This is a genomic window from Myxococcus llanfairpwllgwyngyllgogerychwyrndrobwllllantysiliogogogochensis, from assembly GCF_006636215.1.
GTDB lineage: Bacteria > Myxococcota > Myxococcia > Myxococcales > Myxococcaceae > Myxococcus > Myxococcus llanfairpwllgwyngyllgogerychwyrndrobwllllantysiliogogogochensis.
Window position 1 is genome coordinate 1 of record NZ_VIFM01000170.1, and the last position, 25,335, is coordinate 25,335.

A 25,335-nucleotide genomic window follows, 5' to 3' on the forward strand; every position below is an offset into this window, starting at 1 on the left:
GGGGCGGGGCTGGCGGCCTCGCTGCTCTTCAACGGCAGGGCACGGGGGCTGACGCTCGATGTGCGCGTCTACTCCGGGGGACTGTCCGAGCGCACCGCGCCTCCCGCGGTGCTGACGCCCGAGTGTCGCTCTCGCCTGGCCGCGCTGGGCTGTCGCATCCCCACCGAGTGGCGCGCGCACGAGCTGCGGGGCGTGGAGATCATCGCCGAGGGACGTCGCGAGCTGCTGACCGCCTCCCCCGGTGGCCTCTGGGTGGTGGACGGCTGGCCCCAGGGAGAAGGAGGACTGGCCCAGGTGCGTGACGTGCTGGCCACGGCGGCCAGCGCCCAGGGCGCACGGTTCCTCGAGCGGCATGTGGACCGGGTGGAGCGTCAACCCGCGGCCCCGGATGCTCCCGCGTCCGTGCGAGGCGCCGGGCCGCTGGTGGTCCGAGCGCAGGGAGGCGGAGAGCGCTTCCATGCGGTGGCCCTGGCCGGTGGCGCGGGGCCGATGATGGGTGACGCGTTCTTCCCGGGCTTCCGCCCCGCGCCCACGGTGGCGGCCGTGCAGGCACGGCTGCGGCATGCCTCGCCGCGGCTGGAGATCGCCCCCGTGGCTCGGCTGTGGGTGGCGCCGCTTCCCACGGTGGATGGGCTGTTCCTCCTGCCGGGCGCGGACTCCGTCTATGCGCTGGCCTTTGGCCCCTCGGTGACGCCGGCCGACCTGTGCCAGGCGCTGATGATGGCCGCCCGCGATGGACTGCTGGAGGAAGGGTTCGAGCTGGCCGCGCTGGAGACGACCCGGTTGCCCTACGGGCCGGGGCGCACGCTGGTGGCGCCGGGACAGATCGCCGTGGGCCCCGCCGCGTTCGGACATCCGCTCCAGGTGGGGCTGTCGGAGACGCTGGCCTCGTGCAGCCGGGCGGCGGTGGCGCTGCTCGATGGAGGGTTGGATGGCTCGGCCCTGGAGCGTCGCTACGTCCGCGAGGGGCTGTGCGAGTTGATGGAGGACGCGGCGGCCGGAGCCCGCGCGGCGTCGTGGCTGCGGCGCGCCGGGAAGCGAGCGCCTGGGGCCTTCGTCGCGGCGAAGGGACGGCGCACGTCGTCCGGTGTCTACGGGGGTGGAGTGCTGGGCCTGAGTGCTCCCACGCCGCTGGCCCTGTTGGGGGCGATGCGCTGGGCGGGCCTGCGTGAGGTGGTGGGCTCCTGGCTGCGCACGACGATGGAGCCCGTGCCCATGGCGGTGCCTGAGTTGGAGCCCGACTTGTACTACGTCGTGGACGATGACCCCGACGCGCGTGAGGCGCTGACGGCGCTGCTGGAGAGCACGGGCGCCAAGGTGGTGTCGTTCGCGGACGAGCTGGCGCTGTTCTGCGCCGTGGCGCGACGGCCGCCCACGGCCATCATCCTCGATGTCGTGCTGCACTGGGTGGACGGGCTGCGCTTGTGCGAAGGTCTGAAGCAGCATCCCCTTACCCGAAGCACGCGCGTGGTGGTGATGAGCGGCTTGAATCGTCCGCACGTTCGCCAGAGGGCGCTCGACGCGGGGGCCGAGGCCTTCCTGCCCAAGCCCGTGGATCCGGAGCGACTGCTGCGCATCCTCACCGGCCGGTTGGCCTCGCCCAGCACCACGGTTGACGCGACGACGCGACAGCCAACCGATGCGGGTGGTTCGGACCGCTACGCCGCTTCCTAGGGAGCTGTGCTCGGCACGGTGCCTTTCAGTCCACCGTGCCCGCACCGGGGCGTGACGGGGTGACGCGCGCGACGCCGCACGCCAACGAGGAAGGGCACGGGGCCTCCTGGCCACCGTGCCCCTCGTTCGTTCCGCGAGCGCCCGCTTACGTGGCGATGCGACGCAGGCCTCGGCGCAGCTCCAGCGAGCCGGCCATGAGCGCGATGCCACGCATGAGGATGGAGATACCCACCAGGGTGCCCACCAGCCACACGGCGGAGACCGGCCACTGCGCCATGACGATGACACCCAGGGCGATGGAGATGGCGCCATAGGCGCAGTCCCAGCCCCACTGGGGATACCGGTCCATCAGCGAGGTCACCACGTGGAAGAGGCCGCTGGCGAAGAAGTAGCCAGCAAGCAGGAGTGTCAGCGCCCCCAGGCCCGCCGCCGGATACACGAGCACGAAGAAGCCCACCACGGTGGAGAGCACCCCGCTCAGCAGATAGAGCCAGAAGGGCCCACCAGCCTTGCGGACGCGGAACGAGGAGACAATCTCCGCGATGCCCGTTCCGGCCAGCAACGCGCCAAAGAGGATGACGGAGACCAGGCTCGTGAGGAACGAGGCCCCCAGCGCGACGAAGCCGAGGACGGCCATCAAGAGCCCCAGGACGAATGGCGGTCCCCAGGCCGCTGAGGCGGCCTTGCTTCTGTCACCTGTCGCGGGTTCACGTTTGAAACTGGTGTCCATGTCGGTCCGCCTCCCTTGGAGGAAAGATTCAGCGGCGAACATGGGTGCCTTGGAGCACGGGGACAACGGCCTCACTTCCCGCTCCTCCCCTCCCCGCCCCTCCCTGGAGGGTGACTTCAGCCCGGTGCGCTCGGCGTGCTCTCGCGCAGGGAGGCATACGGGGGCTGGATGAAGACGGCGCCCGGCTCCTTGCGGAACCAGGTGAGCTGGCGCTTGGCGTACCGTCGCGTCTCCTGCGCGGTGTCTCGAATCGCCTCGTCCACGGACAGCCGGCCCTCCACCACCGCGCGCGCCTGCACGTAGCCCACGCTTCTCATCGGGGCGGCATCTCCAAGGCCTCGCTCCAGATGTGCCCGGGTTTCCTCCACGAGCCCTGACGCGAACATGGCCTCCGTGCGCGCGTTGATGCGGCCGTACAGCTCCTCTCGCGGCGGGTCCAACACGTAGAACCGGAAGGGATACCGGTCCGGAGCGAACGCATGGGCCTTTCGGAACTCGGAGGCGGGCACGCCCGTTTGCGCGTGGATCTCCAGCGCGCGGACCACTCGCACCAGGTCTTGAATGGGCAGCTTCGCCGCGGTCTCCGGGTCCACTTCAGCCAGCCGGCGATGGACGGCCTCGCGCCCCTGTTCCTCCGCGAGCGCATCCAGCTCCGCGCGCAGCTCCGGGAGCGCTCCCGGGGCGTCCACCACGCCGTGAAGCAGGATGCGCAGATACAGCCCCGTGCCTCCCACGACGACCACGGGCCGACCGCGTCCGGTGATGTCGGCGATGGCCGCGTCCGCTCGGCGCTGGTACTCGGCGGCGGAAAACGTCTCCATCGGGTCCACCACGGACACGAGGTGATGCGGCACCTCGGCCAGCTCCTCCGTCGAAGGCTTCGCCGTGCCGACGTCGAAGTGCCGGTACACCTGTTGCGAGTCCGCGCTGACGATCTCCCCACCCAGGCGACGCGCCACCTCGATGGCGAGCGACGTCTTCCCCGACGCCGTCGGCCCGGCCAGCACCGTCAACGTCGGTCTCCCCTCCTGTGCCTCACCCATGTCCCGACACTCCCAGGGCCTCACGCACCACGGTGGCGGCGGACGCATCTCGCGAGAACACCAGACGCACCGGCTCCACGTCCGTCAGCAACCTCCCCGCCGAGGCGAGCAGCGCACCGCGTCCCTCGGAGGAGGCCTCCGACAACAGCGCATTGTGCACCAGCACCCGGCCCACGTCCCCAGCACGCTGGCGCTCCCAGCGCGAGCTCGAATCCCAGGCCAACGTCCCCACTGCGCGAAGCCGGGCCTCACGTGGGAACCCGAGGTTCCACGGCGTCCCCGCGGCCCGCCATGAGCCCTCCATCGCATCGGGCCAGACCGCCACCAGCTCATCCGAGAGCAGCGCCTCGCCCGCGTCCATCCACAGCCCACCCAGGGTGCTCTTGCCCGCGCCCGAGTGCCCCGTGAAGAGCGCCGCCCCGTCGCCATGCACGAGCGCCACGCCATGCACCAACAGGCCACCGCGACGCGCCAGGTCCGCCGCCAGCATCACCCGCAGCACCACCTCCACGGGGAAGCGACCCGCGCCGACCACCTCACCACGGAGGCCGTCCGCGTCGAGTCTCGCCGAGTAGTCCTCCCCTTCCAGTCGGAGAGAGCCATCCTGCTCACGCCAGGGTCGGGGCAGTTCGCGGGTCGTCGGCTCGGGGCGGGCCACGGAGGGGGCCGCGACGCGCAGCCGGCAGACTCGGACACCGGCCAAGGGTGGAGCACTGACGAAGCCCGCCAGGGAGCGGTGCAGCAGCTCCCGGACACGGGAGTCTGGCACCTGGAGGCCCACGGTCCATCCAGCGATGGAGAGCCATGGGCCTGACGTCTCCAGGCCGTCTTCGTCGGAACCGCCGGAGCGCTGGGGACCGGACGGGCCGGCTCCCGATGCGTTCAGGGCGTGCACTCCGACTCGCCGGGGATGTTGCACTGGGACATGGCCGCGAGCGCGACGAAGGGCTGCTCCCACAGGATGGCGGGAGCCTCGTAGCGCGAAACAGCCTCGGTGGAAGCAGTCCGAGGAACCTCCGTCGACGGCGACGGAGAGGACGAAGGAGTCGAGGGATTTTTCACGGGAACGGTACCGGGAAGGCGCAGATGCGGCCGTCCTGAGAGCCCACATGCAGTCGGGAAACGGTGGTGTCGATGGTCGGAGTGCCGATGAGCTGCGTGTCGCCGATGGACACCTGCTGCGAGTCCACGCCGCCAATCATCTCGAGCTGATGCACCTTCCCGTCGGAGCTGCCCACGTAGATGCGGACGACGCCGTTGGAGTTGAGGGTGAAGGTGCCGGAGGGATTCGCGATGGGCGTGGTCCACACCTGAGAGGGTGCTGTCTCCCCAGCCGTCACGTGGTCCCAGAACTCCACGCTGCCACTCGCGAGGCTGGCCACGAAGCCTCCGCCCAGGGGCCGCACGAAGCTGGTGAACGCGGGCGTGCTCGGCGAGGGGCGCGTCGCCACATTCGCGCTCCACACAGACGTCAGGGTGCCCGCGTCGATGGCGTGGACGACGCCGTCGCTGTTGGTCGCGAAGATCTGATTCGCCACGGCGTTGCGCACCAGGCTGTGCTCCAGGTCGCCCAGGGAGAGGCGCGTCACCTCGGTGCCCGTCAGCGTGTCCAGGACGCGGAGCGACGCCGTTGTTCCACCATGCGTCTTCGAACCGATGAAGAGGCGGTTGGTGGTGTAGTCGACCACCATGCCACCACTCACCATGCCCAGGTCTCCGGGCTGGTAGGTGAAGACCGGAGTGCCCGTGCGCGCGTTGAGTGCCACCACGCGATTCAGGGCCGGGTTCGCCAGCCGCGTCGCGAAGAACGCCAGGTCCAGGTTCGGCCGCGCGGCCTTGTATGCGGCGTTCGCGTAGTCGTGGAGCTGCGTCACGGGGAAGGACTGGATGGTGCCAATGGGTGCACCGGTGTTGTCCCAGCGCCACAGCACCGTGCCAGTGGTGGCGTTGAGCGCGTAGGCGACGCCTGACTGGTCGGCGGTGAGGATGTACTGGCCTGCCAGGCCATTGATCGGCACCACCGGGAAACGGCTGCCGATGAGGCCCGACAGGGGAAGCGGACGCCAGCGCTCGGAACCATCGGCCGAGGGCGTGGTGACATTGGTGAGATTGGCGACGACCGAGTCGTTGAAGGAGCTGAAGATGCCCACGCCCAGCTCGGTGATGGGCTGGAGGCGAGCATCCAGGCCCACCGAGTAGCACCACAACGGCGCCGCGCCGACGCGGGCCTGGGGCGTCGCGATGAGCGCCGCCGAGGCCGTGGGCCGGCTGCCCGCTGAGTACCGTCCCACGTCATCGGTGTTGAACACGCGGTAGTGATACGTGGTGCCGTTGACGACGGTGGTGTCGGTGATGGACGACGTCGAAGTGAAGCTCTCGGAGGCGACGACGGTGGCGTTGCCCAGCGTCGAGCCGGCGGCGTAGGTCCGACCGGCGACCGGCAGCGTGTTGGGTGCGGCCCCCGCGGAGCGAAGCACCAGCACGCCGTTGTGAACCGCGGGGTTGTCCCACGTCACCGTCACGCTCGCATCCCGAGCCACCGCGGTGAGTCGCTCGACTTCCGGCGCCGTGCCCGTGGCGATGGTCACCGGAGTCTCGATACGCGCGGCCGATTCGGACGCGTACGCGAGAGGCAGATGCATCCGGTGGCGGAACGCCGTGGGCGCGGTGACGTTTCCGACATTCGCGTACGTCACGGTGAAGGCGCGTTCCTGGTTGGGCATGATGCGCGCGGGATTGTTGTTCGCCGTCCAGGTGAAGCTCGTCGCATTGCTCGAGATGGACCACCCCGCCGGAGCCGCCGGGCTGCCGCTGACGAACGGGAAGAAGTTCACGGCGGGCCGGAGCAGCGTGACCTGCTCGAGCGGCAGCGTCCCCCGGTTCTGCACCGTGTAGACCACCGTCTGGTTCGGCACGCCCGGAACGAGCACGGACGGACTCGCCTTCAGGCGGTGCGTCACGATGCGGCCCTGTCCCGAACGTACGACCTGGGTCGTCGCGGCGCTCCCGTTCAACGTCGCATCCGCCTGCACATCAAAGGCGAAGTCGGAGAACTCGGCGCCGGTAAGGGTGTAGCTCCAGACGAAGTGCGCGGAAGCGCCGGGGGCCAGGCGCGACACGCTCGCGGGATTGGGGCCGGAGGCGAGCGCCGCCACGGCAGTGCCCACGAAGACGGGGGCACGAGGTGTCACGTTCAGATAGGACGCGGTGGTGGACGTGTTGGTGACGCTGAGCCGCACCTTCACCGTCTCGCCCACAAAGGCCTGGACGTTGTCCACGTCACCGGAGGCCGCGAGCACACCCACGTTCACCATGGGCGTGTCGGCCACGGCCGAGGTGACCGATCCGCTCCCGTTGGTGGCGCGGACGCTGGCCACCATCGTCCCGCCCGTCTCGGTGGTGGCTCGAGCGGAGAGGATGGCCGCGTTCCGCAGCGGAATGTTCACCTGGAAGTTGGCGGGCTGGACCTCGACGACCTCGAACGAGACACCGCCCACGCCGGTGCTGGGGCCTTCCGCCGTGATGTTGTTCTGGGCGGCCGTCTGGCTGGTCCGGTTCTCGATGACGAGGCGCGCGGTGATGTCGTCGCCCACGGGAAGAACCCGTGGCTGGATGTCGACCCGCGTGGACAATCCCACGCGCCGCCATTCCGCGGCGGCCGTCGTCCGATTCGTGGTGAAGGACTGGTTTCCGCAAGCCTCTAAGGCCGTCAGCGTCGTGAACCGCTGGCCCGTGGCATTGGCCGCCGTCACTTGCGGAATCATCCGCAGCGTGAAGGTCGCCGCCTGGTCCTGCATCAAACCGGCGTCCGCCAACGCGCAGTTGACCGGGATGTTGTACGTCACCTGTCGCGTCGCGATGAAGTGGTCCGCGACCCAACCCGCGGGCGCCGGGCTCTCCAGCAGCGTGTATCCGGTGGGCAGGATGAACGACACCTGGTTGATGGGCCGGAACAGCGGCGAGGTGCTCCGGGTGTTGTTGCGCACCTGGACGCGCAGCTCGGAGACCTCATCCATCACCACGGTCGCCTGGGTTTCCCCGGGCTCCGCGAGCGTCGTGAAGACGGCGGCGCGGGTCGTACTCTGGGCTAGCGCGGCGAAAGGAAGGACGAGCACCGCGACGAGCGCGGCGAGGCGGGCGTTCAGCGTGGGAATCATGGCGGAAGGCCTCACGTCACGGCTCCAGGGTGAAGGCGGCCGTGGTCAGCGGCGCGCCGTCGAGAAAGAAGCGAACCTGCCATGTCCCGCTCATGCCGGAGGTGGCCACCGTCGTTCCGGCCACGGGCAGCGAGAAGCGCACGGTGCGAGTCACGTCCGGCTTCGCCTCCACCACGGAGGTGCGCCGCTCGTACGGATGGCCTGAGGGCGACACGAACTCGACCTCCACGCGGCCCTTGCCACGCACGCCGCTCACCGTCAGGTCCACGTCCACCTGGGACACGTCCGACAGGCCGTGCGCGTCCAGCCCCACCACCTCCGCGTGTCCGGAGACGGGCGTCGGCATCGGCTCTCCCTCCGCGGCTTCAGCCGTCGGAGGCCGGGCGGCCTCGCTCTCCTCGCCCAACACGTCCGTGGGAGCAACGGGCTCCACGGCGGGCGGCGTGCCCTCCGCGGGTGCATCCGTCCAGTCGAACACCCGGGGAGAGATTCCGCTCTCCGTACAGGCCGTCAGCAGCAGCGCCGCCGCCGAGCAGCCCGCCGCAATGCGCGCTCGCATCACCGTACCTCCTGAAGCTCGTCGACCAGGCCCAGTCGGGCCAGGTCCGTGAGAAACCGCAACGTGTCCGTGAGCACCTGCCCCACGTCCATGGAGAACTCGCGGGCCACGACGTCGGCCACCGAGCGCGCGGAGCGCGTCCCGTCACTGAGCTCCCAGATTCGCACCGCCGTCGCGTTGAGGCCACGCAACGTGCGCCCCTCCGCGTCCAGCAGGAGAAAGTCCGCGCCGAAGCGCTGTCCCTCCGCCCCCACCCGTCGCCGCGGAAGATGGTCCGCCGAGAAGTCGCCGCTCATGGGCGCCCTCCCCGTCCCAGCCACCGCGCCACCCTGCCCCGCACCACCGCGCGCACCCGACCGAGCCGCGACGGGCCCCGGTCCCACTCCGCGCCCAGCTCCACCGCGCCCCGCCGGACACACGTCACGCGCCCGAGGATGCGCGACGCGGGAATCGGAGGGTCCTCCGCCGGCGCATTGTCCCCGCGCAGCGACAGCACGCCCTTCCCCGCTGCGCGGACCCGATGCAGGACGAGCGCGTCGTCGAACCGCGCCAGCACCACCTCACCCGGACGAGGCTCGCCAGACAGCGGCTCCACACCGGCGAAGTCCCCTGCCCGCAACGATGGCCACATGCTGTCTCCCCGTACGGGAATCCAGCGAAAGGCCGAAGGCGAAGCGGAGGTGGGGGACTCACCCGACATTTCCGAGCCAGTCTACTCCACCGGCCAGGGCGGCGCGAATGAGTCCCTTTGGATTCCCCTTGAATTTCCCGGAGGTTACAAGACCCCTCCGGGCTGGACTGAATCACGGGGAGTCCTGAATTCCCTCGACTACAAACTCAGGAGGCGCTGGGGGCGTCCGCCCGGGGGGCGGCCGAGTGGGCCCGCACCGTCCGCGCGATGTCGTCCAGGGCCACGGGGATGGGCTCCCCTCCGGCCATCGGCTTGAGCTTCGCCTGCCCGCTGGTGCGCTCCAGTTCGCCGAGCACGAGCGTGAAGCGCGCCCCGCTCTTGTCCGAGCGCTTCATCTGGCTCTTGAGGCTGCCGCCGCGCGTGTCGAAGTCCACGCGAAGGCCCTCGCGCCGCAGCCGGCTCGCCAGGGTGAAGGCCGCGTCATGCGAGCCCGCATCCGCCACCGCGATGAACAAGTCTGGCGTCGCGCCGAACTTCTGCTGGCTCTCCTTGAGCAGGAGCACCAGGCGGTCCAGGCCGCACGCGAAGCCGACGGCGGGCACGTCCGGCCCCCCCAGGCTCTTCACCAGCTTGTCGTAGCGGCCACCGGCGCCCACCGTGCTGGCGGTGCCCAGCGCGGGGTGCGAGGCGATGAACTCGAAGACGGTGCGCGTGTAGTAGTCCAGGCCACGAACCATGCGCGGATTGACGACGAACTTGATGTCCAGCGCCGTCAGCTTGCGCTGCACGTCATCGAAGTGCGCGCGGCACGGCTCGCACAGGAACTCGAGCACGTTGGGGCCCTTGGCGGCCACCGCCTGACACGTCGGGTTCTTGCAGTCGAGCACCCGCAGCGGGTTCTTCTCCATGCGCCGGTGACAGTCGGAGCACAGCTCCTCGCGGTGGGCCTGCAGGTACTCCACCAGCTTCGCGTGGTACGCGGGCCGGCACGTCTCGTCGCCCAATGAGTTGAGGTTGAGCGTGATGTCCTGGAGCCCCAGCTTCTGGAGGAACTGGGCCACCATGTCCATCACCTCGACGTCCTGGGCGGCCTCCTTCGAACCGTAGGCCTCCGCGCCGATTTGATAGAACTGCCGGTAGCGGCCCGTCTTCATCCGCTCGTACCGGAACATCGGCCCTGTGTAGAACCAGCGCGTCAGCGGCTCCTTGTTCACGATGGAGTGCTCGATGTACGCGCGCGCCGCCGGCGCCGTGCCCTCGGGTCTCAGGGACAGGCTGCGGTCGTTCTTGTCGGTGAAGGTGTACATCTCCTTGCCGACGATGTCCGTCTCCTCACCCACGCTGCGCACGAACAGCGCCGTGTCCTCCAGCATGGGCGTGCGGATCTCCCCATAACCGAAGCGACCGAACAGCTCCCGTGCCAGGCCCTCCACGTGCTGCCAGATCTCAATCTCGCCTGGCAGCAGGTCGTTCATGCCCTTGACGGCGCTGAGCGTCTGACTCACGGGATGACTCCAATGCGCTGCCCCAGCCGAAGCACCGCCTCTTCCTGGAGGCTCGCTTCCCACTTCACGCGGCCGGGCTCGAACAACAGGATGACGGTGGAGCCCATCTCGAACCGACCCAGCTCGCCGGCCTTCTCCACCTTGTAGCCCTCTTGATACCGGTGCACCTTGCCCGGCTGGCCCGTGTGCGTGGTGATGTCCTCGTAGGACGCCTTGATGCGCGACACACAGGTGGCGCCTACCTTCACCACGGCGCACTGCCCCGCCGCCGTCTGGAGGTAGGTCACCAGCCGCTCGTTGACGCAGAACAGGGACTGCTTGTTCTTCACCGACGCCGGATTCACCGGCCAGAACTCACCGGGGATGTACGCATAGCCGGTGATGGTGCCCGCCAGCGGCGAGTGGATGCGGTGGTAGTCGCGCGGCGACAGGTAGATGGTCGTCCAGGCTCCACCGTGGAAGGGCTTCGCCGCCTCCGCGTCACCCAGCAGCTCGTCCACCGTGTACTCGATGCCCTTGGCCTGCAGGCACCGGCCGTGCTCGGAATAGCCCACCTGCGACACGCGGCCGTCCACCGGGGACACCACGGCCTTCTCGTCCGGGTCGATGGGGCGCAGGCCCGGCTTGAGGGCGCGCGTGAAGAACTGCGCGAACGTGGGGTAGTGCTCGATGGGGTGCTCGGCCTCCGCCATGTCCACGTTGTAGGACTTGGCGAACGCCCGCATGGCCGCCTGGTGGACGGGCGCGGGAATGGGCACTCGCGTGGCCATGCCCACCGCCGTCGACAGGGCGGACTTGGGCAACACGCGCATCAACTTCATGAAGGTCTGTTCGTTCATGGGGCGTCTTTGACTAACGGCCGGCGTCGGTCCCCGCGGGGGGCTCCGTCCCGGCATCCAGCGTCCGCGTCACCGTCCGCACGGAGCTCTTGGGCAACAACATCAACACCCGGCCTTCTTCGACGATCAGCACCGTGTCGGGATGTCCGGGGTACTCCAGGCGGCAGGCCGTGCTGTCAGTCAGCTCCCACGCGTCCCGGATGCCGCGCCCCTCCACGTTGATGGGGGTGCCACGCTTGAAGCAGCCTCGGAAGCCGGCGACCAGCTCGTTCGCCGGGGTGCCAGTCTGGGGGCCGTTCACCGGGCCGGCGTCTGGAGGACCGGCGTCCACGGCCTCGGCGGGAGGAGGAGGCGGCGGCGGTGCCAGCGTGGTGGAGGGCGCGTTCGGGACGACCTCGTGGGCGCTGGCCACGGCCTTCTGCCTCGCGACGAGGGCCTCCTGCATGCGCGCCCGGTTCTTCTGGATGCGCTGGAGCAGCTCCTGCGCGGAGGGCGCATCCAGGCTGTCCTGGGGCACGCGCTGGAGCTTCGCCTCGATGGACCCCATCTGCGGGTCCAGATAGGCGTCATCCAGCTTCTGCGCGTACAGCTCGCGGAACTGGCGGGTGGCCTGCTCGTACTCAGCGGACGGCGGTGGTGGCTCGCGACGGCAGGCCGACAACACCAGCAGGAGGGCGGAAACAAGGGCCGCGAAGGGCCGGAGGGATGCTCGGAGGACCTGGGGGCGCACGCACCCGGTTTATTTCATTTCCCCCCGCCGTGCCCAGTTTTCAGAAAGCGCCGCGTCAAACGCCGAGGAACAGGCGCTTGCCGAAGTTGAGCGCCAGGTCGGCGTCGAAGATCTTCTGGGCGGACGTCTCGATGTCGTACTCCACCCGGACGTACTCCACCGTGCGCGCATCCGTGTCGCAGATGACGAAGCAGGCGCGGTTGTCGTAGTCGCGCGGCTGGCCCACGCTGCCCACGGAGATGATGTACTTGTAGCCCTTGCGGATGCCGAACTTCTGGGCCACCACGTCGTTCACCTCGCCATTGCCGATGGCGAACGCCCGGCACAGGTGGCTGTGGCCGATGAACGTCACCTCCGGCAGCTCCTCCACGTAGGGCGTCAGCTCCCGCGCCTGCTCCAGCGCGAAGATGTACTCGTACGCCTTCGGGTCGATGGGCGAGCCGTGGCAGAAGCCCACCTCGCCAATGCGGTACGTGTACGGAAGGCTGCGCAGCCACGCCATGTTCTCGTCCGTGAGGACGTTGGCGGACCAGTCCAGCGCGTGCCGGGCGGCGTCGTAGTAGTACGAGTAGTCCATCCGCCCCGCCACCGCGGCGTCGTGGTTGCCCAGCAGCGTGACTTCCGCCACCGAGCGCACCAGCTCGCAGCACGGGTTGGGAGACGCGCCGTAACCGACGATGTCCCCCAGGGACACGATGCGGTCGACCTTCTGATGCTCGGAGACCCGGAGCACCTCGGTGAGCGCTTCGATGTTGGAGTGGATGTCGGAGATGACGGCGATGCGCATGGATGCCTCGGTCGGTGGCGCCGCGTTCAGCCGGCCCAGACCGCCTTCACGGGGTTCTTCTGCTGCTGCGAGATAATCCGCCGGAGCCGCCCCAAGGTTTCCGCATCCAGCGATTCGAACTGGAGCCCCATCCCCGGCGGGTAGGCCCGGTCCTCCTCTTCCCTCAGCCATACCACCGTGGCCGCCGCCTGTACTTCGGGATCCTCCGCGGGCGTCAGCCGGAGGACCGCTCGCGCACCTCGCGCCAGCGGAGTGCTCGTCCGGAGAAACAGACCTCCCTCGCTCAGGTTCGTGATGCGGGCATACAGGGTGACGTTGTCTCCCTCGCACCAGCAGCGCAGCAAGGTGGGTACCCGTGCGGACTTTCGGTTATCGCTCAACCCTCTTCCTTCCCGAGCACCAAAGGATGGAAGCCTAGAGACGGCCTGAATCCACCGTCAAGTTCGTGGGTGAGCTGGGACCCCACCTCACCCTCCAGGCGCTCAACGCTCCAGCGGGCCCAGGTCGTCGAAATGGGTCAGCTTCCTGAATTCCGCGAAACGAGCGCGAATCTCCGGATGCGTCACCTCGCGCAGGCGCTCCAGGCTGAACTTCTCCACGGTGAAGGAGGCCATGACGCTGCCCATCACCATGGCCCGGCGCAGCACCGTCGAGTCGATGTCCGACGTCGCCGTGGCCAGCGCGCCCATGAAGCCACCCGCGAAGGTGTCACCGGCGCCGGTGGGGTCGAAGACCTCCGCCAGCGGGAAGGCCGGGCAGGCGAAGACGTGGTCCTTCTCGAAGAGGAGCGCGCCGTACTCGCCGCGCTTGATGACGACGCGCTGCGGACCCATGCCGAGGATGGCGCGCGCGGCCTTCACGACGTTGTGCTCACCGGCCAGCTGGCGCGCCTCCGCGTCGTTGACGAAGAGCAGGTTGACGCGCTGGAGCGTCTTGAGCAGGGCCTCGCGGCTGCCCTGGATCCAGAAGTTCATCGTGTCGGCGGCCACCAGCTTCGGCGAGCGCACCTGATCCACCACGCGCGCCTGCAGCTCCGGGTGGATGTTGCCCAGGAAGACGTAGGGCGTGTCGCGGTAGGCCGCGGGCAGCTCGGGCGAGAAGGTCTGGAAGACGTTGAGCTGGGTGTCCAGCGTCTTCGCCTCGTTCAGCTCGTAGCCATAGCGGCCCTTCCAGCGGAAGGTGCGGCCGGGCACGCGGGTGAGGCCCTCCAGGTCGATGCCTCGCCCCTTGAGGAAGCTCACGTGAGCTTCAGGGAAGTCCTCGCCCACCACGGCGACGATGCGCGCGGGAGTGAAGAACGACGCCGACGTGGAGAAGTAGGTGGCGGACCCGCCGAGGACGTCCTCCTTCTGTCCGAAGGGGGTTTCCACCGAGTCCAATGCGACGGAGCCGACGACAAGGAGGGACATTGCGAGCTTCCTGGAAATACAGAGGGGGGCACGGTGCCCTGCCAGGAACCCCGTGCCCGTGCCGGGTACGCGGTTTCACGGCTGGCGTCAAGCCGCGCAGCCGTGAAAACCCCGATCAGGGGGTGGGGATGCCCGTGGCCGTGAGGATGGCCTTCAGGTCGTCGTCGGTGAAGAACAGGCCGCCGCCCACGAAGAAATCGCGGCCGGCGATGAGGCGCTGCGTCGCCGTGTCCCGCTGCTGGGCGTTGAGCATGTCGTCCATGCCCGCGACGACGAACAGGTGGTCGAACGCCTGAGCCCGCAGCGTGGCGCGCAGCCGGGGATAACGCAGCTCGTCCGCCGCGAAGTTGAACGCGTCCATCTTCAGCGTGAGGGCGTCGTCGAACAGGTGCAGGTCCGCGCCCACGCCGCCGGTGGACTCGATGAGGCCCACGCGCAGGGTGGTGAAGTACCAGCGCTTGGCGAACTGCGCGCTGATCCGCAGGCTCTCCTTCGTCACCTTGCGGGTCTGGATGACGGGGTCGCCCTCGGACGGCGGATTGGTCTGCACGGTCTCCGTCGTCACGGTGCCGCGCGGGTCGTCCACCAGCTCCAACAGGTAGTACTTGTCCGGCTTGGGGATGAGCCGCACGGAGAAGACGTTCTTGGAGCGGCCCTGGGCGGCCAGGTAGCTGCTCTGGATGCCGACCTCCGTCTGGAGGTCGGTGAGCTTGGCGGCGAAGCGGGCCACGTCCTGCACCGTCTCGCGGACCTCGCGGCCCACGCTCTCGTCGGTGAGCAGCACGCCCGCGGCGCCCTCCCCGTCCTTCACCTTGCGGGTGATCTCCTCCAGGTTGCCCAGCGTGCTGTCCAGCTTGGTCAGCGTCTGCTTCAGGCTGGCGACGCTCTCCTTGAAGTCACCCTCCCCGCTCCCGACGATGTTCTTGACGCTGGCGAGCACCTCGCGCACGTCGCGGGTGATGAACTCGATGTTGTCGACGATGCGACCGACGTCGGCCTGGTTGTTCTGGGTGATGGTCCGCACGTCGGTCGACACCCCCTCGAAGTTCGCGAGGATGACGTCCAGCCGGTCCGCGTTGCGGCGCACCGTCGCGTCCACGGAGTCCGACAGACGGACGAGGTTCTCGACGATGCGCTGGAGCGAGCCGGCGCCGCGCTCTCCGCCCAGCACCTCGCGCAGCGCGCCCGTCACCTGCTGGATGTCGGAGGTGATCTGCGACAGCGACTCGAAGATGGCCTCCATGCCCTGCGTGTCGATGACCCGGCGGATCTGCCCGCCGTTCTCCAGCTTGGGGGCGTTCTCCGTGCCGGGATTCAAGTCCAGCAGGTAGTCGCCCAGGAGCGACTCCGAGCGCTTGGTGACGACCGCGTCCTCGCGCAGGTCCACGTCTTCGCGGATCTTCAGGACGACGCGCGCCCGCGTGCCCTCCAGGATGATGTCGTCAATCTCTCCCACCCGGATGCCGGCGATCTGCACCCGGCCGCGCACCGCGAGGCCCGACGCGTCCCGGAAATAGGCCCACACGCGCGTGGAGTCGCTGTCGCTCAGGCCGCCTTCGCGTGCGAACAGCACGAAGGTGACGAAAAAGGCCCCCGCGGCGATGACCAGCAGGCCAACACGGAAGGGCGTAACGAGCTTCTTCACCTGATGTGACTCCGAGGGCTACCGGCCGGGCGCGACTCTAACGTTTTGCATCTGGAGTGCCACATTTTCCTGAAAGCGGAGCCTCCCGGGGCCCCTGCCCTCAGTTCTTCCCGAACCACGTCTCCAGGAACACCTTCACCGCCGGGTGCTGGGACTCGCGCAGCTGCTCCGGAGGGCCGTGCGCCACGATGACGCCCTTGGACAGGAACGCGATCTGGTCCCCCACGTTGAACGCCGAGGAGATGTCGTGACTGATGACCACGCTCGTCACGCCCAACCCCTTCTGCGCCGCCAGGATCATCTCATCCACGTAGTCCGTGGTGATGGGGTCCAGCCCCGTGGTCGGCTCGTCGTAGAGGACGATCTTCGGGTCCAACACGACGGCGCGCGCCAGGCCCACGCGCTTGCGCATGCCGCCCGACAGGTCCGACGGGAACTTCGACTCCACCTCCCGTTTGAGCCCCATCAAGTCCAGCTTGGAGCGGACCTTGGCGTACAGCTCGTCCTCGGACAGGTGGGTGTGCTCGCGCAGGGGGAAGGCGACGTTCTCGAACACCGTCATGGAGTCGAAGAGGGCCGCGGCCTGGAACACCATGCCGAACTTGTTGCGGACGCGTTGGAGGCTTTGCACCCCCATGGGGATGATGTCCTCGCCGTCGATGATGACCTGGCCGCTGTCGGGGCGGAGCAGGCCAATCATGTGCTTCATCAGCACCGTCTTCCCGGAGCCGGAGCCGCCGAGGATGACGCACGTGCTGCCCGCGGGCACGCTGAGGTTGATGCCGGTGAGGACCTTGTTCTCACCGAACGTCTTGTGCAGGTCCACGATCTCGATCATCGGCTTCGTGGACATGCCGGCGTTGTCTTCGGACGGAGGACCGGAGGCAGCCATCAGTGCATCACGATGCCCACGAGGAAATCGAGGATGAAGATGGACAGGGCGCTGGCCACCATCGCCTCGGTCGTCGCCTGACCCACGCCCTTGGCGCCGCCCGACGCGTTGAAGCCCTTGTAGCAACAGATGAGCGCCACGGAGACGCCGAACACGGCCCCCTTGATGACGCCCTCGTAGATGTCCACCGGCTCCAGCCACTGCTGGGTGCGCGTCAGGAAGGTGCCCGGTGAGATTCCCAGGCCTCCCACCGCGACGAAGTAGGCGCCCGTCATGCCCGCGGTGCTGAACAGGATGGTCAGCATGGGGACCATGAACAGGCCCGCCAGGATTCGGGGCACCAGCAGGTACTGCACCGGGTTGACGGCCATGGTCTCCAGCGCGTCCACCTGCTCGGTGACGCGCATGGTGCCCAGCTCCGTGCACATCGCGGAGCCGGCGCGCATGGTGACCATCAGCGCGGAGAACACCGCCGCCAGTTCGCGCGTCAGCGTCAGCGCCACCGTGGGGCCGACGAGGCTCTCCGCGTCGAAGAGCGCGAAGGCCTCGGACGTCTGGAGGGCGAACACCATGCCGGTGAACAACCCCGTCAGTCCGACGATGAAGATGGAGCCCACCCCCACGAAGTCCAGCTGGGCGAACAGGTTGTGGAGGCGGAAGGGGCGCCGGACGCTCCAGCGGGCCACGTCGATGGCCAGCGTCACGACGCCGCCAATGGTGCTGACGACGTCGATGAGGCCCTTGCCGAAGCCGGCCACCGTCTGGGTGAAAATCCCTGGCTCGCGGGCCGGCTTGCTGGGGGTCTGCGTGGTCATGCGGTCAGGCGCCTACTCTTACGTGCCACGACGGGGGGCACAAGCGAAGTGTTCCCTCCCAGGCCTGGGAGCGATACCACCAGGCGGGCGGGCGACGAAGGGACTACCTCACTTCGGAGCGATGCGTTTATGTTCCGCGCCCCTTTCTTTCCAAGCCCGGTGCCCGCGAGGCGCACCGGGCCGAGAACTCAGACGAACATGGCAACTCATAAGGTCGGCGGCGAGGTGGACGCATACTGCACCCGCTGCAAGCTCACCCTCGCGCACACCATCCTGGCGATAGTGGGAACGAAGATCGCTCGGGTGCGCTGTAACACCTGCAACGGGGACCACGCCTACCGAGGCGCCCCGGGCACGACGGACCGCCCTGCTCCCACCCCGCGCGCGAGCCGGGCCTCGGGTGGCCTGACCAGGGCGGAGAAGATCATCATCTCCTTCGAGGAGCAGCTGGCTGGCAGGGACGTCGCCAACGCTCCCCGCTACAGCCCGAAGGACACGTACAGCGTGGATCAGGTCATCCAGCACCCGACGTTCGGCGTGGGACTGGTGACGGCGGTGCGGGGCGACAAGGTGGACCTCACCTTCCGCACCGACACCAAGACGCTGGTGCATGGCCGTGGCGGCGCGCCCTCGGAGAAGCCCGCCTTCAGCCCGCCCGTCCGGCAGGCGACCGGCCCCGCGGACAAGCCGCAGGTCGCCGCTGAAGAAGTCCCGGCGGAAGCGCCCGTCGAGGAATCCCCCGCAACCGGGGATTGACCGAGGCGAGGCGGGAGGGCGAAGTTGGGCGGCACGCTCGTGCGCACCCGCTCGCCGCCCTTCCTGCCGTTCCTCGTGCTGGCCCTGGCCGCTTCGGCGGCCCTGGCGGCGGCTCCTCCGGACTCCGGCCTGGAGGTGCGCGCCGCTCCTGCTCGGGTCGTCCTGGGGCGGGATTTGGCCGTCGCATTGGAGGTCCGCGTTCCTCCAGGCGCGGGGCCGGTGCGGGCCGCGGCGTCGTCGGGGCGGCTCGCGGAGGAGCGACTGGACGGCGGTGGTGCCCGGCGCACCTTCCGCTGGACGCCCCCTCCCGTACGGCACCCCCTGGTGGCGGTGTTCGCGTTCTGGGTCGAGGCCGGTGACGGCCCTCCCCAGGTGACGCTGTTCCGGCTCGGATTGCTCGGACAGACAACGCTCGACGTGGCCACCGCGCCTGGCGCCACCGTCGAGGTGTTGCTCGGCGACAAGCGATTTGGCCCCATCCAGGCGGATGCCCGAGGCAAGGCCCGCGTCCCCGTGGAGGTGCCTCCCGGTGTCGTGTCCGCGCGCGTGCTCGCCACTCGAGGTGAGCTGCGCACCGATGCGGCCACGCCCCTGGATGCGCCCCGCGCGAGCCCACGCGTCGCGGTGCTCACGCCCTCTCCCCTCCCCCCTGAGGGAGGCTGGTTGTTCGTCGCGGGAGAGGGACCGCTCGACGTGGCTGCGCTGGAGTTGTCCGTCGAGGGTGCCCGGTACGAGCCTGTGCGAAGAGGAGCCAACGTCGCGCGCTTCCGTGTGGTGCCAGCGCCCGAGGCCACCTCCGTCACCGTGAGCGTGCAATCGCCGGGGGCGGAAGTGGCTCGGACCCGGGCCGACGTGAGACGCGTGCCCTCGCCGAAGGACCTCGTGCCCGTGACTCCCTTCGCGGAGGAAGCCCAGGGCACATGGCGTCCGGCGCTGCAGGTGCTTGCGGGGGGCTCGTTCGCCAGCGGAGACAACACGGGCCCTTTCGGCGCGCTGGGTGTGTCGCTCACCGCGCCGTGGTGGAACGGACGGTTCGCGGCGGAGCTGGAGGTGGGCATGCGGGGCGCCACGTTCAACGGGACGGTGGGCACGCTTGGCGCGGTGCGTTCCCAGGTGCTGGCGGTGCCCGTCCTCGCGTCGGTGCGCGCGGAGGTGCTCCAGTTCGCCGCGTTCACCCTGTACGGCCGAGCAGGAGGTGGACTGGCGCCTTTCCGTCATCGACTCCGCAGCGACTTCCAGGCGGAAGTGAAAGAGAGCAAGCTTTCCGGCATGGGGTTCCTGGCCGTCCAGGGCGCGTACCGGTTCGGGCGCTGGAGCGCGCTGGGAGAGCTTCGTGGCGCGTGGGCGCCAGCGAGCACGCCCCTGCTGGACGCGCAGCTCGGCGGTGTGGCCGCGCTGCTGGGGATGAGGTTCGAGCCATGACTCGCGTCACCGTGCTCCTCGCGCTGCTGTTGGCGGCTTGCGGCTCGAGCGCGGTGCTCCCGGCTCCGACCATCATCGCGGTGAGTCCGAGAGAGGCGCAGGTCGGCTATCCCGGCACCATCCGCGTGACGCTGGACGCGGTGTTCCCCATCCGCGTGGACTACTCCCGCCAGGAGGCGCGCGCGGGGACCGGGACGCGGCTGTGGTTCGGCTCCGTGGAAGCGCCTCTGCACGACATCGACGAGAGCGGCACGCTCTCGGCGGATGTGCCGGAGCTGCTGCCCCCGGGAGCGCACGATGTCCGCGTCGTCCTCGCAGACGGTCGGGAGGCCCTCCGTGAACGAGGCTTCACCCTGCTCGACGGGGACGGCACCGACGAGGACGGCGGTGTGGAGGAGTTCCCCGACGGAGGCATCTTCGTCGCGGATGGAGGGCCGGAGCAGGATGGAGGGCCGACTCCGGGAACACCGATGCAGCCAGGGGACATCACCGGCTTCGAGTTCGAGTCCGTGCAGGAGCAGACCCGGGGCCAGCCCTTCGTCATCACGGTCCGAGCCCTGGGCCCTCGCGCGGCGGAGTTCGAGGACAAGCTGGACCTCACCGTGAACAAGTCCAACGGGGGCGTCAGCCCCACGTCGCTGGATCAATTCGTCGCGGGGGTCTGCACGCAGTCCATCACCCTGGACGTCCAGGGCGACAACGTGACGCTGACGGTGATGGACCGCTTCGGAGTCGAGGGCAACTCCAACAGCTTCAAGGTGAAGTAGTCCGCCGCGTCAGGCCAGCGTGAGGCGCAGCAGCTCGAGAACGCGCGCCATGTCCGGAGGCAGCGGAGCCTCCACCGCTCGGGCCTCCACTCCGGGTAGCGCGGGCCACTCCACCCGCGCCGCATGCAGGGGCGTGCGCGCGAGCGCCACGGCTTCCCCCTGCCCTCCCAGCTCCTTCTCCAGCCAGGGCGTGTCGCGGCCGTACTGGTGGTCCAGCAGCAGCGGGTGCCCCAGCGAGAGCAGGTGCACGCGAATCTGGTGCGTGCGTCCGGTGAGGGGTTCGGCTTCCACCAGCGTGGCGCGGTCGAAGCTCTCCACCGGTCTCACGCGCGTGCGCGAGGGCTTCGCCTCCGCTTCTCCCGGACGGGCCACGCGCATGCGGCCCTTGCGCGCGGCGACCAGCGGCGCGTCCACGAGGCTCGGCGCATCGATGCGCCCTTCCACCAGCGCGACATAGCGCTTGCGCACCTTGCCCGCCTCGAAGGCCACCGAGAGCGAGCGGTGGACCTGGGCGTCCAGCGCGAAGACGAGCGCACCGGAGGTGTCGCGATCCAACCGGTGCACCACGAAGATCTTCTGGCCCCGCTGTGCCTCCAGCGCATCGCGCAGGGATGGACCGCCATCACGCCCGGGGATGACAGGCACCCCGGGCGGCTTGTCCACCACCAGCAGTCCTCCTCCTTCGAAGAGGATGCGAACCTCGGTCACTCGTACTCCGAAGCCTGCACCACGGAGATGGGCCCCAGTCCGCGCAGCTGCTTCTTCACGGCATCGGCCTTGCCCAGCACGACGATGGTGGGCGGCTCCGCGAAGCAGTACTTCTTCGCCACCACGGCCACCTGCTTCGGTGTCACCGCGCGCAGCCTGTCGCGGAAGTTCATCACCCAGTCGTCCCCCAGCCCATGCAGTCGCATGTCGGCGATGCTGCTGGCGATGGACTCGTTCGTCTCCGTGCGCAGCGGGTAGAGGCCGCCCATGTACGCCTGCGCGTCGCGCAGTTCGCCCGGTTTGATTCCGGAGTCGCGCATCTTGGCGATCTCCGCCAGCGACACGTCGATGATCTCCCGCGTCGACTCCGTCTTGGTGAACGTCGACAGGGCGAAGATGCCCGCCGCGTTCATCGCGTCGAACCAGCAGCCGATGCCGTACGTGAGGCCCCGGTTGACGCGGACCTCGTTCATCAGGCGCGAGGTGAAGCCGCCGCCCAGGGCCACGTTCATCGACGTGGCCGGGAAGTAGTCCTCGTGGCCCATGCGGTAGCCCGGGCCGCCCATGCGCACCTGCGACTGCGTCTGGTCCGGCTTGTCCACCACGATGACCTTGCCGGCCTTCGCCACCTTGGTCAGCGGCGGGATGACCATGGGCGCGTCGGGGCCGCCCGTCCAACCGGCGAAGGACTCCTCGGCCGCCGCGGCCACGAGCTTGGGATCCACCGAGCCCACCACCACCAGCATGGCGATCTTCGGCCCCATGCGCTCCTGGTGGAAGCGCACCGCGTCTTCACGCGTGAAGGTGCTCACCGTCTTCACCGAGCCGCTCACGTCGTGCCCATAGGGATGATTTCCCCACAGGGCCTGGACCATGGCGCGGTCGGCGATGACGGACGGCTCGTCCAGGTCATTGGCGAACTGGGCCAGCGCCCTGTCGCGCGCGTCCACGACCTCCGACTCGGGGAAGCTGGGCTCCTGCACGAGCTGGCCCATGATGCCCAGCATCTGCGCGAAGTGCTCGGCCGGGGTGGTGATGGCGACGGACAACGTGTCCTCGCCCACGCCCACGCCCAGGCTCGCGCCGACGAACTCCACGGCCTCGTCGATGGCCTCCGCGTTCAGGCGGCGGGTGCCCCGGCGCAGCAACCGGGCCGCGAAGTCCGCGATGCCATGTTTGCCCGCGGGGTCGGTGGAGCTGCCGGCGCGAATCACCAGCCGCATGGAGACCATGGGCAGGGGGCCGCGCTCGGCGGCGACCACGCGCAGCCCGCTGGACGTGGTGCTCTCGTGCAGCGTGGGGAACACCAGGGCGCGACTGGCCGAGCTCTTCACGGGCGCGGCCTTGCGAGGTGCTGACTTCGTCGCCCGGGCCGGCGTCTTCTTCTTCGCGGCGCCGCGGGGGGCGGACTTCGGGGTTCGGCTCTTGCGGGAGGCCATGGAGGCAATCAGCTTTCTTCAGAAGGCGCGGGCACCAGCGTCACGACGGAGCGGCGCTCGGGGAGGAGGTATTTCGCGGCGGCGGCCTTCACCTGCTCGCTCGTCACGGCGGCATAGGCGGAAGGCAGCGTGAGGACGTGGCGCCAGTCACCCAGCAGCGCCTCGTAGTTGCCCATCGCATGGGCACGGCCATTGTTGGTGCCCAGCTCGCGCAGGTGGTCCGAGCGCAGGTTGTTGAGCGCCTTCTGGAGCTCGCGTTCGGTGATGCCATCGCGCGCCAGCTTCTCCAGCTCCGCGTACAGCGACGCCTCGGCCTTCTGCGGGTCCGCGCCGGGCTTCAGCTCCAGGAAGAAGAGGATGGTGCCGGGGTCGATGCGCCAGCTCCAGTCGAGCCCCACGCCCACCACCACCTTCTGCTCGTACACCATGGAGCGCACCAGCCGGCTCCCCTCCCCCTTCGTGAGCACGTACTGCGCCACGTCCAGGGCCAGGGTCTCCTCGTTGCGCGCGGCGGGCCCACGGTAGCCAATCATCACCGCCGGGGACTGCGCGGGGTGGCGCACGGTGGCGCGGCGCTCACCGCGCTGCTCGGGCTCCGCGTTGATGACGGGCAGCGGCGCGGGGCCTCGGGGAATGTCGCCGTAGTAGCGGCGCACCAGGGCCATCGTCTTCTTCGGGTCGATGTCGCCCGCGATGTAGAGCATCGCGTTGTTGGGGGCGTAGTAGGTGCGGAAGAACGCCTGGCAGTCTTCGCGACTGATGGCTTCGATATCCGCCAACCAGCCAATCACCGGCCAGCGATACGCGTGCGCCTTGTAGATGAGCGAATCCAGCTCCTCGCCCATCATCCCGCCGATGTCGTTGTCCATGCGGACGCTGCGCTCTTCCTTCACCACCTCGCGCTCGCTGGTGAGCATGTCCTGGGAGATGCGCAGCGAGCGCATCCGGTCCGACTCCAAATCCAGCACCGTCTCCAGCGCGTCGGAGGAGAAGTCGTCGTAGTACACCGTCGCATCGTGGGACGTGTACGCGTTGGAGCTGCCGCCGTTGGACTCCAGCGTCTTGTCGAACATCTTGGGGCCGTACTTCTTGGCCCCGTTGAACATCATGTGCTCGAACAGGTGGCTGATGCCGGTGATGCCGGGGCGCTCATTGCGGCTGCCCACGTTGAAGAAGGTGTAGAGGCTGACGACGGGGGCCAGGTGGTTGGCCAGCAGGCGGACCTGGAGGCCATTGGGCAGCGTGGCCTCGTGCACGTCGAACAGGGACTGGAGGGCGGGGTCCGCGGCGCGGGCGGGAGCGGACTTCGTGGAAGCCTTGCGCATAGGCCCCCAACGTATACAGGGCGAGGCTACAGGTCCACGACACCTTCACGCAGGGCCAACACCACGGCCTCCACATGAGAGTTGACGCCCATCTTCCGGTAGATATGTGACAGGTGCGTGCGGACGGTGCGGCGCTCCAGCGTCATCACGTGCCCCACCTCCGCGTTGGACAGGCCCTTGGCCACGTAGCCCAGCACCTCGAACTCCGTGGGCGTCAGCTTCCAGGGGTTGTCCGCCTTCTTCTCCGGGGTGGCGGGCTTGCCCTGGATGGACTGGAAGTAGTTCCAGAAGCGACGGGCGATGATGGCTTCCAGGACGGTGCCGCCCGCCATCACCTCGTGGATGCCGGCGCGAATCTTCTCCGGGCCCACGCGCTTCACCAGGTAGCCGGACGCGCCGGCCTGGATGGCCTCGTAGACCTTCTGCTCGTCGTCGAACGAGGTGAGGATGAGGATCTCCACCTCCGGCGCCTGACGCTTCACCTTCTGCGTCACCTGGATGCCGTTGATGCCGGGCAGCTCCAGGTCCAGCAGCACGAGCTGCGGCCGGACGCGGACGATGTCCTCCACCGCGGCCTCGCCCTCCTGACTGCTGCCCACGACCTCCAGCTCCTCGAACGTGCTCAGCACCTTGAGCAGGTTCTTGAGCAGCTGCGGCTGGTCCTCGACGACGAAGATGCGAGTGCGGTCCATGGTCACCGTCGGGGGGGCACGCTGAAGTTCAACACGGTTACTTGATTCTCTTTGCCCTTCAATATGCGGACCGACATCTTCTTCATCTCACCGGTCGACAGGGCGATCATCATGACCTCGTACGAGCCGACACGCACGGGGTAGCGCCTCACGGGCGTCGAGCGGCTGATGAGGTCTCCGTCGAGGAACACCTTCGCGGGGATGTTCGTCTCGATGGAGAGGAAGCCGCGCACCCTGACGGGTGGCTTGTTCAGCGCGACGACCTGCTCCTCCACTTCCTCCCGGGGCTCGGGCGCGCGGACGGCGGCGGCCTTCGGGGGCGGCGCGGGCCGGGGAATCGGCGTCGGGTCGGGAGGAAGCACGGGGGCATCCCCGGGCTCCTGCACCGGAGGGCCGTCCCCTCCCAGGCGCCAGGCGGCGATGACGAACGTCGACAGGCCGACGAGGGCCAGCACTCCGGCGATGGCGACCAGTCGACCGCGACGGTGCTGCGTATCGCGGATGCTCCGCTCGTCGGTGTTCATCCGCGGGGTGGGCTGCGCGGGAAGCGCGGGCGCGGAAGGCGGTGGCATCGCGATGTCGTCGCGCCGGCCCGGGTGCGCCACCGCGGGGAACGGGTCCGGCAGCGTGCGAGGCCCCTTCTCCACGGGCGGCGGCGCGCGCTTGGCCCGAGCCGCGGCGCGACGACCGACGACGGAGAACTCCTCGTCATCGTCGGGAGGCGGGCTCGGCGAGGAGAAGTCCTCGAAGACGCGCATGCGCGGATTGCGAACCTGTGCGCGCGCGGCCCCCTGGTCGGCTCCCCCACCC

The 25,335-nt window shown here is 69.1% G+C and carries 25 protein-coding genes and 1 pseudogene; 4 read left to right on the top strand and 22 right to left on the bottom strand.

The features are described from left to right. On the top strand, positions 1 to 1,674 hold a 1,674-nt coding region (locus FJV41_RS32365), incomplete at its 5' end, for a response regulator (protein ID WP_141646460.1). A 145-nt stretch (positions 1,675 to 1,819) separates the two neighbouring features. Here FJV41_RS32365 and FJV41_RS32370 read toward each other — a convergent pair. From FJV41_RS32370 to FJV41_RS32450, 17 genes are all read right to left on the bottom strand, one after another. Further along, entirely contained in the window at positions 1,820 to 2,446 is a 627-nt protein-coding gene (locus FJV41_RS32370) for an HdeD family acid-resistance protein (RefSeq protein ID WP_306440916.1), read from the bottom strand. A gap of 74 nt (positions 2,447 to 2,520) precedes the next feature. After that, positions 2,521 to 3,447 carry a tRNA (adenosine(37)-N6)-dimethylallyltransferase MiaA gene (gene miaA / locus FJV41_RS32375; RefSeq protein ID WP_141646462.1) on the bottom strand — a complete coding sequence of 309 codons (927 nt, stop codon included), beginning with the start codon at positions 3,445 to 3,447 and terminating at the stop codon, positions 2,521 to 2,523. After that, on the bottom strand, positions 3,440 to 4,342 hold the full coding sequence (locus FJV41_RS32380) for a hypothetical protein (RefSeq protein ID WP_181791080.1): 903 nt from the start codon (positions 4,340 to 4,342) through the stop codon (positions 3,440 to 3,442). The genes miaA and FJV41_RS32380 overlap by 8 nt, the downstream gene beginning before the upstream one ends. Continuing rightward, on the bottom strand, positions 4,330 to 4,509 hold the full coding sequence (locus tag FJV41_RS32385) for a hypothetical protein (protein WP_141646463.1): 180 nt from the start codon (positions 4,507 to 4,509) through the stop codon (positions 4,330 to 4,332). The genes FJV41_RS32380 and FJV41_RS32385 overlap by 13 nt, the downstream gene beginning before the upstream one ends. After that, a complete protein-coding gene (locus FJV41_RS32390) occupies positions 4,506 to 7,619 on the bottom strand; it encodes a PQQ-binding-like beta-propeller repeat protein (protein WP_246137566.1) in 3,114 nt (1,037 codons plus the stop codon). Before FJV41_RS32390 ends, FJV41_RS32385 begins: the two co-directional genes overlap by 4 nt. Before the next feature lies 1 nt (position 7,620). After that, positions 7,621 to 8,163 (bottom strand): hypothetical protein, encoded by a 543-nt coding sequence (locus FJV41_RS32395; protein ID WP_174455485.1) that lies wholly within the window; start codon positions 8,161 to 8,163, stop codon positions 7,621 to 7,623. After that, entirely contained in the window at positions 8,163 to 8,459 is a 297-nt protein-coding gene (locus FJV41_RS32400; protein ID WP_141646465.1) for a PqqD family protein, read from the bottom strand. Before FJV41_RS32400 ends, FJV41_RS32395 begins: the two co-directional genes overlap by 1 nt. Continuing rightward, the gene (locus FJV41_RS32405) at positions 8,456 to 8,863 is read right to left on the bottom strand and encodes a S24/S26 family peptidase (RefSeq protein WP_220137913.1); all 408 of its coding nucleotides are present in this window, start codon (positions 8,861 to 8,863) and stop codon (positions 8,456 to 8,458) included. The genes FJV41_RS32400 and FJV41_RS32405 overlap by 4 nt, the downstream gene beginning before the upstream one ends. Before the next feature lie 137 nt (positions 8,864 to 9,000). Beyond that, the gene (hisS, locus tag FJV41_RS32410) at positions 9,001 to 10,269 is read right to left on the bottom strand and encodes a histidine--tRNA ligase (protein WP_217446419.1); all 1,269 of its coding nucleotides are present in this window, start codon (positions 10,267 to 10,269) and stop codon (positions 9,001 to 9,003) included. Between the two features lie 26 nt (positions 10,270 to 10,295). Then, positions 10,296 to 11,138, bottom strand: a complete 843-nt coding sequence (gene asd / locus FJV41_RS32415; protein WP_141646468.1) for an archaetidylserine decarboxylase — start codon at positions 11,136 to 11,138, stop codon at positions 10,296 to 10,298. A gap of 13 nt (positions 11,139 to 11,151) precedes the next feature. Beyond that, positions 11,152 to 11,868 carry a hypothetical protein gene (locus FJV41_RS32420; protein WP_141646469.1) on the bottom strand — a complete coding sequence of 239 codons (717 nt, stop codon included), beginning with the start codon at positions 11,866 to 11,868 and terminating at the stop codon, positions 11,152 to 11,154. Positions 11,869 to 11,923: 55 nt separating this feature from the next. Next, on the bottom strand, positions 11,924 to 12,655 hold the full coding sequence (locus FJV41_RS32425) for a metallophosphoesterase family protein (RefSeq protein ID WP_141646470.1): 732 nt from the start codon (positions 12,653 to 12,655) through the stop codon (positions 11,924 to 11,926). A gap of 26 nt (positions 12,656 to 12,681) precedes the next feature. Further along, the gene (locus FJV41_RS32430; RefSeq protein WP_141646471.1) at positions 12,682 to 13,035 is read right to left on the bottom strand and encodes a TIGR02266 family protein; all 354 of its coding nucleotides are present in this window, start codon (positions 13,033 to 13,035) and stop codon (positions 12,682 to 12,684) included. Positions 13,036 to 13,137: 102 nt separating this feature from the next. After that, positions 13,138 to 14,064 carry a PfkB family carbohydrate kinase gene (locus tag FJV41_RS32435; RefSeq protein ID WP_141646472.1) on the bottom strand — a complete coding sequence of 309 codons (927 nt, stop codon included), beginning with the start codon at positions 14,062 to 14,064 and terminating at the stop codon, positions 13,138 to 13,140. A 115-nt stretch (positions 14,065 to 14,179) separates the two neighbouring features. After that, entirely contained in the window at positions 14,180 to 15,709 is a 1,530-nt protein-coding gene (locus FJV41_RS32440; RefSeq protein ID WP_141646473.1) for an MlaD family protein, read from the bottom strand. A 100-nt stretch (positions 15,710 to 15,809) separates the two neighbouring features. Beyond that, entirely contained in the window at positions 15,810 to 16,547 is a 738-nt protein-coding gene (locus tag FJV41_RS32445; protein ID WP_141646485.1) for an ABC transporter ATP-binding protein, read from the bottom strand. A gap of 53 nt (positions 16,548 to 16,600) precedes the next feature. Next, on the bottom strand, positions 16,601 to 17,416 hold the full coding sequence (locus FJV41_RS32450; protein WP_141646474.1) for an MlaE family ABC transporter permease: 816 nt from the start codon (positions 17,414 to 17,416) through the stop codon (positions 16,601 to 16,603). Positions 17,417 to 17,614: 198 nt separating this feature from the next. Between FJV41_RS32450 and FJV41_RS32455 the strand changes: the two genes are divergently transcribed. Genes FJV41_RS32455 through FJV41_RS32470 form a run of 3 tightly spaced genes read left to right on the top strand, consistent with a single transcriptional unit; the run spans position 17,615 to position 20,361 of the window. Beyond that, the gene (locus FJV41_RS32455; protein WP_141646475.1) at positions 17,615 to 18,172 is read left to right on the top strand and encodes a hypothetical protein; all 558 of its coding nucleotides are present in this window, start codon (positions 17,615 to 17,617) and stop codon (positions 18,170 to 18,172) included. 24 nt (positions 18,173 to 18,196) lie between these two features. Beyond that, a complete protein-coding gene (locus FJV41_RS32465) occupies positions 18,197 to 19,594 on the top strand; it encodes a hypothetical protein (RefSeq protein ID WP_220137914.1) in 1,398 nt (465 codons plus the stop codon). Continuing rightward, complete coding sequence (locus FJV41_RS32470; RefSeq protein ID WP_141646477.1) at positions 19,591 to 20,361, top strand: hypothetical protein; 771 nt, start codon at positions 19,591 to 19,593, stop codon at positions 20,359 to 20,361. Before FJV41_RS32465 ends, FJV41_RS32470 begins: the two co-directional genes overlap by 4 nt. A gap of 9 nt (positions 20,362 to 20,370) precedes the next feature. Here FJV41_RS32470 and FJV41_RS32475 read toward each other — a convergent pair whose 3' ends face one another. The 5 genes and pseudogenes from FJV41_RS32475 to FJV41_RS32495 form a co-directional block, all read right to left on the bottom strand. Next, on the bottom strand, positions 20,371 to 21,069 hold the full coding sequence (locus tag FJV41_RS32475; RefSeq protein WP_141646478.1) for an RluA family pseudouridine synthase: 699 nt from the start codon (positions 21,067 to 21,069) through the stop codon (positions 20,371 to 20,373). Next, on the bottom strand, positions 21,066 to 22,508 hold the full coding sequence (locus tag FJV41_RS32480) for a M16 family metallopeptidase (protein WP_141646479.1): 1,443 nt from the start codon (positions 22,506 to 22,508) through the stop codon (positions 21,066 to 21,068). The genes FJV41_RS32475 and FJV41_RS32480 overlap by 4 nt, the downstream gene beginning before the upstream one ends. 8 nt (positions 22,509 to 22,516) lie before the next feature. Further along, entirely contained in the window at positions 22,517 to 23,833 is a 1,317-nt protein-coding gene (locus FJV41_RS32485; protein WP_141646480.1) for a M16 family metallopeptidase, read from the bottom strand. 26 nt (positions 23,834 to 23,859) lie between these two features. Next, positions 23,860 to 24,525: a response regulator gene (locus FJV41_RS32490; protein WP_174455477.1), complete on the bottom strand. Its 666-nt coding sequence runs from the start codon at positions 24,523 to 24,525 to the stop codon at positions 23,860 to 23,862. A gap of 2 nt (positions 24,526 to 24,527) precedes the next feature. After that, positions 24,528 to 25,335 (bottom strand): annotated as a pseudogene (locus tag FJV41_RS32495) (serine/threonine protein kinase); the annotation flags it as partial.

Coding starts and splice junctions, on each gene's coding strand:
- FJV41_RS32370 (WP_306440916.1), bottom strand. CDS start 2,446: ATGTTCGCCGCTGAATCTTTCCTCCAAGGGAGGCGGACCGACATGGAC.
- miaA (WP_141646462.1), bottom strand. CDS start 3,447: ATGGGTGAGGCACAGGAGGGGAGACCGACGTTGACGGTGCTGGCCGGG.
- FJV41_RS32395 (WP_174455485.1), bottom strand. CDS start 8,163: ATGCGAGCGCGCATTGCGGCGGGCTGCTCGGCGGCGGCGCTGCTGCTG.
- FJV41_RS32400 (WP_141646465.1), bottom strand. CDS start 8,459: ATGAGCGGCGACTTCTCGGCGGACCATCTTCCGCGGCGACGGGTGGGG.
- FJV41_RS32405 (WP_220137913.1), bottom strand. CDS start 8,863: ATGTCGGGTGAGTCCCCCACCTCCGCTTCGCCTTCGGCCTTTCGCTGG.
- hisS (WP_217446419.1), bottom strand. CDS start 10,269: ATGAACGACCTGCTGCCAGGCGAGATTGAGATCTGGCAGCACGTGGAG.
- asd (WP_141646468.1), bottom strand. CDS start 11,138: ATGAACGAACAGACCTTCATGAAGTTGATGCGCGTGTTGCCCAAGTCC.
- FJV41_RS32425 (WP_141646470.1), bottom strand. CDS start 12,655: ATGCGCATCGCCGTCATCTCCGACATCCACTCCAACATCGAAGCGCTC.
- FJV41_RS32435 (WP_141646472.1), bottom strand. CDS start 14,064: ATGTCCCTCCTTGTCGTCGGCTCCGTCGCATTGGACTCGGTGGAAACC.
- FJV41_RS32445 (WP_141646485.1), bottom strand. CDS start 16,547: ATGATCGAGATCGTGGACCTGCACAAGACGTTCGGTGAGAACAAGGTC.
- FJV41_RS32450 (WP_141646474.1), bottom strand. CDS start 17,416: ATGACCACGCAGACCCCCAGCAAGCCGGCCCGCGAGCCAGGGATTTTC.
- FJV41_RS32455 (WP_141646475.1), top strand. CDS start 17,615: ATGGCAACTCATAAGGTCGGCGGCGAGGTGGACGCATACTGCACCCGC.
- FJV41_RS32470 (WP_141646477.1), top strand. CDS start 19,591: ATGACTCGCGTCACCGTGCTCCTCGCGCTGCTGTTGGCGGCTTGCGGC.
- FJV41_RS32480 (WP_141646479.1), bottom strand. CDS start 22,508: ATGGCCTCCCGCAAGAGCCGAACCCCGAAGTCCGCCCCCCGCGGCGCC.
- FJV41_RS32485 (WP_141646480.1), bottom strand. CDS start 23,833: ATGCGCAAGGCTTCCACGAAGTCCGCTCCCGCCCGCGCCGCGGACCCC.
- FJV41_RS32490 (WP_174455477.1), bottom strand. CDS start 24,525: ATGGACCGCACTCGCATCTTCGTCGTCGAGGACCAGCCGCAGCTGCTC.